Annotated in this window: 9 protein-coding genes and 2 tRNA genes; 7 read left to right on the forward strand and 4 right to left on the reverse strand. The window is 41.2% G+C overall.

The genetic code is table 11. The features are described from left to right. Nucleotides 1–12: 12 nt before the first annotated feature. On the reverse strand, nucleotides 13–1,251 hold the full coding sequence (locus tag NE665_RS02055; RefSeq protein ID WP_178760258.1) for a PTS transporter subunit EIIC: 1,239 nt from the start codon (nucleotides 1,249–1,251) through the stop codon (nucleotides 13–15). Between the two features lie 113 nt (nucleotides 1,252–1,364). Next, a complete protein-coding gene (locus tag NE665_RS02060) occupies nucleotides 1,365–1,676 on the reverse strand; it encodes a PTS sugar transporter subunit IIB (RefSeq protein ID WP_178760259.1) in 312 nt (103 codons plus the stop codon). A 207-nt stretch (nucleotides 1,677–1,883) separates the two neighbouring features. Here NE665_RS02060 and NE665_RS02065 point away from each other — a divergent pair, with 207 nt between their 5' ends. Beyond that, complete coding sequence (locus NE665_RS02065; protein ID WP_178760260.1) at nucleotides 1,884–3,824, forward strand: PTS sugar transporter subunit IIA; 1,941 nt, start codon at nucleotides 1,884–1,886, stop codon at nucleotides 3,822–3,824. Between the two features lie 383 nt (nucleotides 3,825–4,207). Further along, the gene (locus tag NE665_RS02070; RefSeq protein WP_178760261.1) at nucleotides 4,208–4,915 is read left to right on the forward strand and encodes a DUF5131 family protein; all 708 of its coding nucleotides are present in this window, start codon (nucleotides 4,208–4,210) and stop codon (nucleotides 4,913–4,915) included. Between the two features lie 125 nt (nucleotides 4,916–5,040). Here NE665_RS02070 and NE665_RS02075 read toward each other — a convergent pair whose 3' ends face one another. Next, nucleotides 5,041–5,934, reverse strand: a complete 894-nt coding sequence (locus tag NE665_RS02075) for an AraC family transcriptional regulator (protein WP_233104528.1) — start codon at nucleotides 5,932–5,934, stop codon at nucleotides 5,041–5,043. Between the two features lie 428 nt (nucleotides 5,935–6,362). Here NE665_RS02075 and NE665_RS02080 point away from each other — a divergent pair, with 428 nt between their 5' ends. From NE665_RS02080 to NE665_RS02090, 3 genes are all read left to right on the forward strand, one after another. After that, entirely contained in the window at nucleotides 6,363–7,541 is a 1,179-nt protein-coding gene (locus tag NE665_RS02080) for a galactokinase (RefSeq protein WP_178760212.1), read from the forward strand. A 496-nt stretch (nucleotides 7,542–8,037) separates the two neighbouring features. Continuing rightward, nucleotides 8,038–8,123 (forward strand) — tRNA-Leu (locus NE665_RS02085). 212 nt (nucleotides 8,124–8,335) lie between these two features. Next, nucleotides 8,336–8,421, forward strand: a tRNA-Leu gene (locus NE665_RS02090). 223 nt (nucleotides 8,422–8,644) lie between these two features. Here NE665_RS02090 and NE665_RS02095 read toward each other — a convergent pair. After that, a complete protein-coding gene (locus tag NE665_RS02095; protein ID WP_178760211.1) occupies nucleotides 8,645–10,558 on the reverse strand; it encodes a PTS sugar transporter subunit IIA in 1,914 nt (637 codons plus the stop codon). A 451-nt stretch (nucleotides 10,559–11,009) separates the two neighbouring features. On the opposite strand from NE665_RS02095, the gene NE665_RS02100 reads away from it, so the two are divergent. Both NE665_RS02100 and NE665_RS02105 read left to right on the forward strand, forming a co-directional pair. Further along, nucleotides 11,010–11,360: a PTS lactose/cellobiose transporter subunit IIA gene (locus NE665_RS02100; protein ID WP_117443172.1), complete on the forward strand. Its 351-nt coding sequence runs from the start codon at nucleotides 11,010–11,012 to the stop codon at nucleotides 11,358–11,360. A gap of 6 nt (nucleotides 11,361–11,366) precedes the next feature. Beyond that, nucleotides 11,367–11,693, forward strand: a complete 327-nt coding sequence (locus tag NE665_RS02105; RefSeq protein WP_117443171.1) for a PTS sugar transporter subunit IIB — start codon at nucleotides 11,367–11,369, stop codon at nucleotides 11,691–11,693. Nucleotides 11,694–11,714: the final 21 nt, after the last annotated feature.

Raw genomic sequence — 11,714 nt, forward strand, 5'->3', positions numbered from 1 at the left:
TCATATGTATTGTTATTCAACAGCTGCTGTTTCTTCTTGGATTTTCTGCTTCTCATATACCTTGAAAAACGGATACCAGATAATTCCATAAATCAGGAATAAAATGACCCACCATAAGACAGCCCGCATATCCTGCGTAGCAAGAACAGAGGAGATTGGTGCAGGTACCTGTCCGATTTCCATCATCTGTGCAGGGATGTTGAGTAAGCCCAGGCTCATAATTACCCAAACATAGACTGGACCGATAATGGCGTTGATCCATGCAGGAATCATGAGCAGAGGATTGAAGACAACCTTTGCGCCATACATTAACGGTTCATTGATGTTAAAGATGGAGGGCACGAGGAATACTCTTCCCAGCATTTTCAGCTGCTTTGATTTCGAGAAGCACATGAGTACATTAAGTGCCAGTGTTGCACAAACACCGCCCATTGTGATAAAGCTGATAGACCAGAAGGTCGTATGGCTGACAATATGTGTTGCAGCCTGCCCTGCAGCAATCTGTTCCAGGTTAGCCTGCACACCAGCCATAAGGATTGGGGTTGTGATCGCATTGAAGGTCCAGCTTGAAATACCAAGGGTGTAGAAGAATGCCAGAGTAAAGCACATGAGCACCAGACCGGGCAGCGTCTGACCGATTTGTATCAAAGGTGTAAAAATTGAAATAATGGCAGCATACACATTGACGTCCATTAGTTTGACCATGACCATGATGCTTCCTAAAGAAATAAGGTTTGGTACAACCGTATTGATCCAGGAGGAAACAAAATCCGGAATACTGCTGTCCTTCAGAAAGTGCAGCTTTGCCCATAGGTGAAAGATGATAGAGGTAAACAGACCTGTAATCATGGCAACAGCAATGCCGCTTGCGCTTAAATGATTCATTAAGGCAGAAATACTGTCGGCATCCTCACCAATCGGAATTGCGACCATCAGGAACACGCCGATGGATGCAATCCCTGCATTGATCATATAGCTTGGATGTCCCAGCTTTTCCATACACTGATTTGCGATTGTAAAGGCAACTATCAATGAAATGATACCAAAGCTGAAGTCACTGATTACCCCCAGATCCGGCAGTGATGGGAAAAAGGATACAAGCACATTATATAGAAATATAACGGAGCCTGTTAAAATGAACGGAATGACCTTTTGCATAGTGGAGCCCAATGCAGAAATCCAGGGCTTGCTTAATATCTTGTTCGATTTTGGCACAAAGGAATTTGCTAGCCAATTCATGAATGTATTCATAACTTTCCTCCTGTTTTTCATTGCTATTTCCTCAGAAACGATGTATGCTATTCCTGAAGAAATCAAATACATAGCGATTTCTCATGAAGCTAAGAATGCCCTCTTAGCTTCTTTTAATTTTTTAAAGTCTGTGCAAAAGCAATCAGGCGCTCACCGTCGAGCGAGCCATAAATGTCTTCCGGAATCAGTGCGACAGCAACACCATGCGGCTTCGCAAGCTCTTGAAACTTATCGATTTCTTTTGCATAATGCGGACCGATCAGCAGCACATCGATGGTGGAGAGCAGCTCGTTTGCCTCAGAAGCACTGCGCGCCTCGATTGTTACATTCAGCTTTTTCTTTTTCGCTGTTTTTCTGGCACTGCTGGCCAAGAAGCCGCTTGACATACCGGCACCGCAGCAAAGCAGAATTTTCAACGTTTCCATTTTTTTCACCTCCGTTTTTCTTGACACCTACATTATGCGGAATTTTAAACAATTCATCAACCTGTCTTTTTCCTTTACGGGGAAATGAGGAAATGTATGAATTTTCCCATAAGGGGGAAATAAAAGATTTCCCCTAACAGGAAGAAGCGAAGTTGTAATTTCTGTGAGAATTGCTATAATAAAATAAATGAGCAGGAGGTCTTACATATGAATAAGAAACAATTGGAAATGATTCGTTTTTTATCTGTTCATAACCGACCGATGAGCGGAAAGGAGCTTGCAAATGCGTTAGAGGTAACTCCTCGCTCGATTAAAAATTATGTCCATGAAATCAATGGATTATATGGAAAAAGTATTATCGCATCCTCACGCAACGGCTATGAGCTGCACACCAATGTGGTATCCTCCCTGCTGGCTTCTCTTGACAATCAAAAGATTCCGCAGACGCAGGAGGAACGCTCCTTCTATATCATTAAACAGCTGGTGCTGCATCATCATTCCGGATTGGATTTGTTTGATCTTTGCGATACGCTCTGTGTGAGCTATTCCACAATCAAAACCGTAATCTATAAAATGAATAAAATTTTCTCTGCATACCATGTTGCATTTCCCTGCGAAAATGACTGTGTCTATATTCAGGGGAATGAACAGGATAAACGCAGACTGATTAGCTATGTAATCAACGAAGAGGCGAAGAACAGCTATATCAATCTGGATTTACTGCGCAAAAATTTTGGCAGTATAGATATCGATGCGCTGCAGACGATCATATACCAGACATTTAAAAAATATATGTATTATTTGAATGATTTTGCAGCATTGAATCTGCTGTTGCATCTATTGATCATGATTGATCGAGAACTGAATGGAAATGAGCTGGATTCAGGACAGACGGATTTCACCTTTAATTCACCGCAGGAGGAGGCTTTTTTAAGCAGCTTAAGGCAGCAGATCGAGCAAAGCTTCGGCATCGAATTTAATGACTATGAATACTTTGAGCTGTATATGCTGTTTCGTGCAAATGCTAATTTCTCATTGGATGTATCCGGCTCTGCATTGAAAAATGCTGTAGGTGAGGATGTGCTTTCCTTAACAAGAGATTATGTTCGTAAAATTGATAATCTGTATATGATTGATCTTTCCGCCAACACCTTTATCACGCCGTTTGCACTGCATCTTAAAAATTTAATTTTCCGTGCAAAAACGGGGCGTTCAACAAAGAATCCAATGACACAGGCGATTAAGAACAATAGCCCTATTGTGTTTGACATAGCTATTTATATTGCACTGGATTTGATGGACCGATATGATTTTATGATAAATGAGGATGAAACTGCATTTCTGGCGATTCATATCGGTGCCGAGATTGAAAGGCAAACTGCTAATACGTATAAGATCCCTGCGATTTTGATATGTCCGGATTATCATGATATGGCATCAAGTATTTTAAATACTATGATGATGAATTTCGGCAATCAGCTGAATCTGATCGGCTCTGTGACAGATGAAGTGCAATTCAAGGAGAAACTGCGGGAACAGAGCATTGCCATCGTGTTCTCGACAATACCATTAACACAGCACGCAAATTATTCTAACCTGAAGGTGGTGCAAGTTTCTCCAATCAATCTGTCATCGCAGTTTGATAAGATTCAGTCTGTGATTTCAAAAGAGCTGGAGGAGGAAAAGAATCAGAAATTGTGTGTTGATTTTCATACCTTTTTTGAACAAGATCTGTTTATGTATGAACAGACCAACGTGTCAAAGGAGGATATTCTGGAAGTGCTTTGCACTGCACTTACAAAAAAGAAGTATGTAAATTCTGATTTTTATGATAATGTATACCGAAGAGAAAAAGCTGCACCAACCGCGTTTGGCTGCATTGCGATTCCACATGCAGTGGAAATGGATGCCATGAAGACAAGCATTGCTGTAGCAATTTCAAAAAACGGAGTTCCTTGGGGAACCAATACAGTATATATCATCTTTTTGCTGGCGATAAACAAAGCGGATAAACGTGAATTCAGAAGTATTTATGAATCCTTGATATCCCTGTTTAGTGAACCGGCTATGCTGCCTCTCATACGAAACTGTACCTGCTTTCAGGATTTTGAAGATATGATTTACAGCAGTATTCAACTCGAAAAATAAAGTGTGAAAGAAAATCAAAAATATAGTAATTCAGGATTATTGAAATAACTTTCATGGAATATTTGTGCCCGCACGCGAAGCGTGGGGAATGGAGGGACGGATGATAAAAATCAGCACCAGTTTTTCTAGGCCTTTTACGTCGGCAGTGCATGCAAATATAAACAACAGCAGGATGCAAAAAGATTCTAAGAGGAATGTATTTGTATCCTGTTTTGCATATATTTCTTTTATGTTGATTGCATGATATGCAACACATGATGGATGCATGGTAAGGATAGGAAAAACCTGCAGAAAATAATATGTAAAAGAGAGGACAAACAGCGACAGGTATGCTATCCTTGAACGATATCGTGATTATATTATAAACACAGGAGGAACAACGCATGGTCATGTGGAATCCGTGGCGGGGATGTCACCGGTGCAGTGAAGGCTGTAAATACTGTTATATTCATAAGGGAGATGCGCGAAAAGGCATCGATACAAATTTGATACATAAAACAAAGCGCTTTACAGCGCCGATTGAACGTAATAAGCATGGCGAATACCGCATGAAGGGCGGACAGCTTGTTTATCTTTGCTTCTCCTCTGACTTTCTGCTGGAGGAGGCGGATGACTGGCGCGGGGAATGCTGGGCGATGATACGTGAGCGGCAGGATCTGCATTTTCTGTTTCTGACAAAGCGGATTGAGCGGTTTATGGATTGTATTCCCGAAGATTGGGAGGCTGGCTATGAAAATGTAACAGTCGGCTGTACAGTGGAAAATCAGGACGCGGTAGATTGTAAGCTGAAGATATTTCAACAGCTGCCTATCCGCCATCGCAATATTATATGCCGGCCATTACTGGAAGCGGTGAATCTTCAACCATATCTGTCCGGATGTGAGCTGGTAGTCGTCGGTGGTGAATCTGATCCCAAGGCAAGGGTATTGAATTATGATTGGGTGCTCTCTATCCGGGAGCAGTGCATACAGGCCGGTGTACACTTTTCCTTTCGCCAGTGCGGAACGCATTTCATAAAGGATGGGAAACAGTATCATCTGCATGTGCGAGTTTTGATGTCGCAGGCACGCAAGGCAAATCTGGATTTATAGCTATATACAAAAGAACCCGTAATATACAGGGGGTAAATGAAGGAAAGGAGAGTGGAGCAGGTAAAGCAAAACAGCAATGTTAATTTCGTACAGCAGACTGCTGTACGGCTTTGTGTATGCACGCTTCAGCTTTGTGCTTTTATGTTACTCCTGTATTGCAGAGGGGAACATCCCTTCTGTTTTTTAAATACCCGTGAGAAATAATTGGAATCGTTAAATCCGCACAGCTGCGATATTTCTGATATCGTGTAGGAGCCGCTCATGAGATAGCCAATACTTTTTTCAATACGGAATTCCAGAATGAACGAAAACAGGGTTTGATGCATATAGCTCTTAAAAATTCTGCAGCATTCGTTTTTACAGACATGAATCTGATCTGCAATTTCATGCAGGGTAAGCTCTCTGTCATAATTATCTTCCACAAACAGCAAAATCGTGCGGACTCTGTCATAATTCAGCAGTTCGCAGGATGAGAGCCTGTGCTCAGAACGCATATGGAGATGCAGTGTTTTTAAAATGGTGTATAGCTCCAACAGGATAGTAAGCTCATAGGCATCTACTTTTTCTTCATAATTCCGGGCGATACGCTGAATAGCAGCAGTGATGGTGGCGTGCCATGGTGCACTGCCGTTAAAACAAAAGGAGGAGAGGGAGAGGTCATTCACAAGCGGCTTCACATATTTGCTGTGAATGAGACTGCCTTCAAATCCGGACAGCAGTCTGGAATCAAAGGTTATAGAAATATAGGTACAATCCTGATCCTGATACATAGTTCCTGTATGCAAGGCATTGGCATTGGCGAATATTGCATCGCCCTTTTTGACATGGTATTCCTGATGATTGATTCTGTACAGCATCTCTCCGCTGGTAATCAGTGTTATTTCGATTTCCGGATGCCAGTGCCAGTGAAAGGATCCAGAGTCGTATGCTGTTATTTTTTCATAGCTCACCAGCAAAGGAAAGGGATGACTTCCATGTGCCTTGATTTCTTTATTGGTATCATCTGTTATGATCTGCATAGCCCACCTCCTGCATGTGCAAGTATCTTGTATTATCATACTATAAATTCCTGTTTTGTGCTGATTTTTTACGTGAAATGCATCCCTGTGCAATATTGTGCTTATTTCAATCAAGATAATGAAGGCGTATATGTGAAGCATGGCGTATCATAAAAACAGATGACAATCATGCGCATGCTTTACCTGAATACAGCGGGATATTTACAAGAATAGTGCTGACAGGATGCAAGAAAGTCTGCATAAAAGCTCCCCTATAGATGGAGATAAAAAACGGCAGGCCTCAATGAGCAGCACACCGGCCTGTTAATGGTAAAGACTTGCAGGAGGATATCTTTACGTGAAGCATGGCGCGATAAGGCGTATGTATTTGATTGAGAACAGCATAGCCGACATGTCAGGAATGCAAAGTGGAAAAGGAGGATGTTATTATGGAGAAACGATTGATGAAGGAATTTGAAGCGGTTTTCAAAGCACAGGGAGAAGCAGTGTTTTTTTCACCCGGTCGTGTGAATCTGATTGGAGAGCATACTGATTATAACGGCGGTATGGTGTTCCCTTGTGCGATTACCCTTGGTACCTATGCCGTGGTTTCGCGGCGTGCAGATGCCCATATGTTGCTGTATTCAAATAATTTCAGAGAAAAAGGCATCATCGATGTGGATTTAAACAAGCTGCAATACGACAAACAGGATGACTGGGCGAATTATGTAAAGGGTGTCTTATACTTCACACAGCAGGAGGGCTACAAGCTTCCTTGCGGCTTGAATATACTGATTGAAGGCAACATACCGAATGGGGCAGGGCTTTCTTCCAGTGCATCGCTGGAGGTGCTGATTGGAACGATTCTGAAGGAGCTTTTTCAGCTACCTCTCTCTATGCTGGATATTATCAAGCTGTCACAGAAAGCTGAAAATCAGTTTGTCGGCATGAATTGTGGTATTATGGATCAGTTTATCATCGGTATGGGGAAAAAGGGTTATGCGATCGCTTTGGATACCGCAACGTTAAAGCATAGCTATGTACCTGTTCAGCTAAAACAGGCAAGTATCGTTATCATGAATACCAGAAAGCAGCGAGGGCTGACGGACTCCAAATATAATGAACGCCGGGCAGAATGTGAGCATGCCCTTTCCCAGATACAGAAGATTATGAAAATCAACAGTCTGTGTGACTTAAAGGAAGAGGAATTTGAGAAGATTCAGCATAGCATAACCAATCCGGTGGAAAGGAAGCGTGTCCGCCATGCTGTACTGGAAAATATACGTGTAAAAAAAGCTATTACAGCATTGGAAAACAATGATATCATTGAATTCGGTGCCCTGATGAATGCCTCCCATATCTCTCTGCGAGAGGATTATGAGGTCACCGGAGTCGAGCTGGATACGCTCGTGGAAAGTGCTTGGCAGCAGAGCGGAACTATTGGTGCTCGTATGACAGGGGCCGGTTTTGGCGGCTGTGCCATTGCAATCGTTGAGGATGAGACAATAGAGGATTTCAAACAGGCTGTTTATAAAGAATACACGAAGAGGATTGGCTATGAGCCGGAATTTTATATCGCATCCATCGGACATGGTGCAGGGAAACTCGTGGGGGGATGCATACAGTGATTGGCGTCTGATGAATATGGAGTACAAACCAGGTGTCAAGAATAGGGAATGAAAGTATGCTGTTTTGCTGCAGATCTGTGTACAGCGCAGAGAATGAAAATGCTTATGACAGCCTATATGCTGGGATAGGTAAATAAAGCAGAGCGGCGAGCTGGAGTGATTTCTATTGGTTGTTTACTGAAGTAAATGGTTAAGCTTAGATAGGAGAAGGGTATCCAATTCTTGAGGGAGGCGTTTGCCATGGATACTCTTCTGCGTAATAAACGGTTCAAAGAGTAGATTGCAAGATCATGTCAGCACGGTCAGTAGGAAATCTTTTATTGTGTATCCGGCAGCTAAAGGTACATCTGTTATGAATATGGCTTTGTTTAGCTACAGCAGGAAAAACACAATAGTACCGTATAGGGAAGAAATGAATCGGAAATTCATAGGAAAAACTGTTTTTGAGGTAGACAAAATTAAGATTTTAGTGTATTATTGTAAAGCACTCAATCATGCAGGAGTGGTGGAACGGCAGACACGCTGTCTTCAGGCGGCAGTGCGAGCAATCGCGTGAGAGTTCAAATCTCTTCTCCTGCACCATTTTATTGAGTCAGACGCTCTATATCAGCGTCTTTTTTTGTTTTCTAAGAGTCTGTCAATGTCTTTTTATATACTGCCATGCGCACACTCTCTTTCTTTGAATATTTGAAGATGATACAGAGATCAAAGAGAGGTAAAAAATTGATTTTTTTCCATTTAGGGGTAGACAAATCAATTATTTCAGTGTATTATAATTGAGCATCATGAATCACGCAGGAGTGGTGGAACGGCAGACACGCTGTCTTCAGGCGGCAGTGCGAGCAATCGCGTGAGAGTTCAAATCTCTTCTCCTGCACCATGATAAGCACAAAAGCGCTCTATATCAGCGCTTTTTTTGTTTATATCAGATACCTGATGAATGAAAGTATTACACTTATCAGGCATACATCAACCGTAAGGCTCATTGTACCTCTGTCCCGTGGGTACCACAACCTCACGAATATTTATATAGAAATTGAAAGCGAATATCTGCACGTATTTTGATAGAAAGACACTGTGTATATCGAAATCAACACACTAGCTCATTCAACCATACTGACAAACGTCTCGATGAATTCATCATAGGAATTGCAGGCAGTCAGTTTTTTTACATTCTCTCGTTCAATCAGAACGGAACTGATAGTTTCATATACTGACTGAAATAATTTTCTGTCATGCTTATGAAAGCACATCAGAATAACGATAGAAACCTGATTGTTGTTCCAAAAAATAGGCTTTTTGGAAATCAGTATATTGATAATCGTCTTTTTGGATCGCATATAAGTGCTATGTGGAATAGCAAAATGATCAAACGCGGTGGAGGACATATGCTCTCGTTCCATAATTTCATCATACAGCCGGTCATCTGCAAATCCATGCTTCTGCAATCTTGAGCACATGGATCGAATACAGGCAGAGGCAGAAGAAAATCCTTCTATCTTCTCAAACATAAAGGGAAGAAACAACTGCCGGAGCTGCTGTTCAAAATCAACACGATATTTTTCAGCCTTTATTTCTGCTATCATTTGTTGAATTTTCTGTTGATCCTGTTTATTTAAAAATAGGCCAATCTGTACACTGCGTGTTTCAAATCGATCTGAAAGCGGAAGTATAGAAATTACCAAATCAATGCTTTTCTGTGCAAATACAGCCTGTTCACTTGTTGCTACATCGATGATTGTCAAATCATTGGAAAAGACATCATGAATCTGCTTAATAAGATTTTGAACCATTTCATAATACTGTGGACAATATAACAGAGCTGTAATTTTATTAGAAACAGATTTCATTTCACTGAACATACAGCCTAAATGAATAGCAATATAGGAAATCTCATCCTCGTTTATGATGATGCCGGTTTTTTTCTTAATTGCCGTTGATACATGAACCGCTACATCAAAGAAAAACGGACATGTTGTTTTAATGGTATTCGTCAAAGGATTCTTATTCAAATTGTGATTATTGGAACGTATGAACAGGCTTTGCAGGTGTAAAGAAAAGCAATTCAGCAGCTTCTCATTACATAGATCAATTCCATAGGACTCCTTAATCTCGTGTAGCAGCTCTGCAGCCAGAGATAGGTACTCCGGCTGAATATAATTACTGATATTGGATCCCTTTAAATCCGTGTAATCAATCGGTGTTGTTCTGGACATGACGAGTAATGCAAGCTCCTGTATTTCGAGCTCAATGTAATGTATCTGAAAATAACGTTCAAACTGCTTAACAGCTTCAAGTGTTATGGTATATGCGTGCGATTGGATACAGCCCGGTGTCAGAATGCTTTGCGAGCTGAAATTTTTATGACGGATTCTGTCTATGGAAATCGCAGTGTGCAGTACCAGATTGGTCAGAGAAAAATCATTGATAAAGTATCCGTTTTTCTGAAAGCTTTCTGTAAATATAGAATGGATATATGTAATATCAATATCAGGGAATTTATTCTGAATCATGGCATAATCGACAAAGTTGGAGGAGGATTCTCCATAGAGCACATCACTGATCAGCTTGCGTTTATCACTTTCCGAACCGCTCAGTGCTATAGAATCGCGTTTGTTTATGATTTGGAGATGATAGCTGCTGATTTTGCCTTTCAGCTTTGCGATTTCCTTTTTTAATGTGGAATAGCTGATATACAGCTCTTCACATAGCTCATACATATCTAAGTAGGTATCGGTTTCCAGAGATAGCAGCGCATTCAATATATACAGAATACGGTCCTGTGAAGACTGCGGAGCAGAGCTTTCAGACTGCTGCAAAAGCTCTAGAACACTGAGGTCGTTCAGAGAATATCCACGTATAGAGGAGGTAATGACAGCATTGTACGTCTGATTGAATTCCTTTACATAATTTTTAACGGTTCGTGATGAAACTGAAAAGTGTGCAGCTAAGAAATCACTGGTACAGGGCTGATGCTCTGCAATGAATTTTAAAAATGAGACACTGTCAATTTTCATAGGAATTCGGCTCCCTTCTGTAAGCCCCCTCCTGCAGCTTGCTTGCATCGCTGTAAAGCACTATGCAGGTATCTCTTTCTTCCCTTTGACTATATGGATTATTCATGTCCATCCTTCTTATGATTGCGCAAGACATCGCTTTTATTCGATTAAGATTCATAAAACAGCTTTCTGCTGCTATGCAGGGCCTTTTCTATATGATATTCCCAGCAATTCATCGAAAGCCACGGCTTATTGTGGAGTTGATTATGATTTTCATACTCCTGCTTCAGTTATAGTATAAAGGATTGTACTGTAGAAATAAACTGCTTTTTTTCACCATGAAAGGGGAAAATACAGGAACCTTTCTTTTGCACGTTTCAAAGTGAAAAAGAAGAGAGGAAAGATACTGGATTTCAAATATAATGGAATCAGGCAATCGATTGTGAAACCAGAAAGGAGTTGCAGGGAAATGGATGATGAAATTGTCGAATGTTCGATGGATATGATTTTAAACGCAGGAAATGCGCGTAATGAGTGCTTTCAGGCTCTGGAAAAAATGAAGAATTTTAGCTTTTGTGAGGCAGCTGAGCTTCTTGAGCAGGCAAAGCAGAATATCCTGAAATCCCATCAGGCACATACCGGTTATATGCAGAGGTCTATACAACAGGAGCAAAATGAATACTGTGTGCTGTTTGCTCATGCACAGGATACGCTGATGACGATTAACACGGAAATCAACCTCACAGGCTACATGATGGAAATATTCATGCAATATGATGAAAGAATCAAACAGCTGGAAGCTGTGATAAAGAAGGGGTGAGTGTCTATGTATAAGATATTGCTGGCATGCGGTGCCGGATGCTCCAGCGGACTGGTAGCGCAAAGGATGCGCAAATATGCGAAGAGAAATAACATCGAAGCACAGATTCGTGCGGTTGGTGATGCGGAAATCATCAACTGTGTGGAGGATTATGACATTTTGATGCTGGGACCTCATCTGCAGTATGAGCTTCCGAAAATCACTGCCTCGATTCAGGCAAAGGGACTGACAACAATTATTCGGCTGATCACAAAGGAGCAATATGCTGCTTTGGATGGAGAAAGCGTATTAAAAGATGTTGTCCGTGTGCTTGACGAAGCTACAGAGATATAAAAATTGAGATAGAAAATCGTA

This window comes from Clostridium sp. DFI.1.208 (genome assembly GCF_024463855.1).
Taxonomy (GTDB): domain Bacteria; phylum Bacillota_I; class Bacilli_A; order Erysipelotrichales; family Erysipelotrichaceae; genus Clostridium_AQ.

What these genes read in the sequence shown, in the direction of transcription:
- NE665_RS02055 (WP_178760258.1), bottom strand. Translation starts at nt 1,251, where the DNA reads ATGAATACATTCATGAATTGGCTAGCAAATTCCTTTGTGCCAAAATCG.
- NE665_RS02060 (WP_178760259.1), bottom strand. Translation starts at nt 1,676, where the DNA reads ATGGAAACGTTGAAAATTCTGCTTTGCTGCGGTGCCGGTATGTCAAGC.
- NE665_RS02065 (WP_178760260.1), top strand. Translation starts at nt 1,884, where the DNA reads ATGAATAAGAAACAATTGGAAATGATTCGTTTTTTATCTGTTCATAAC.
- NE665_RS02070 (WP_178760261.1), top strand. Translation starts at nt 4,208, where the DNA reads ATGGTCATGTGGAATCCGTGGCGGGGATGTCACCGGTGCAGTGAAGGC.
- NE665_RS02075 (WP_233104528.1), bottom strand. Translation starts at nt 5,934, where the DNA reads ATGCAGATCATAACAGATGATACCAATAAAGAAATCAAGGCACATGGA.
- NE665_RS02080 (WP_178760212.1), top strand. Translation starts at nt 6,363, where the DNA reads ATGGAGAAACGATTGATGAAGGAATTTGAAGCGGTTTTCAAAGCACAG.
- NE665_RS02095 (WP_178760211.1), bottom strand. Translation starts at nt 10,558, where the DNA reads ATGAAAATTGACAGTGTCTCATTTTTAAAATTCATTGCAGAGCATCAG.
- NE665_RS02100 (WP_117443172.1), top strand. Translation starts at nt 11,010, where the DNA reads ATGGATGATGAAATTGTCGAATGTTCGATGGATATGATTTTAAACGCA.
- NE665_RS02105 (WP_117443171.1), top strand. Translation starts at nt 11,367, where the DNA reads ATGTATAAGATATTGCTGGCATGCGGTGCCGGATGCTCCAGCGGACTG.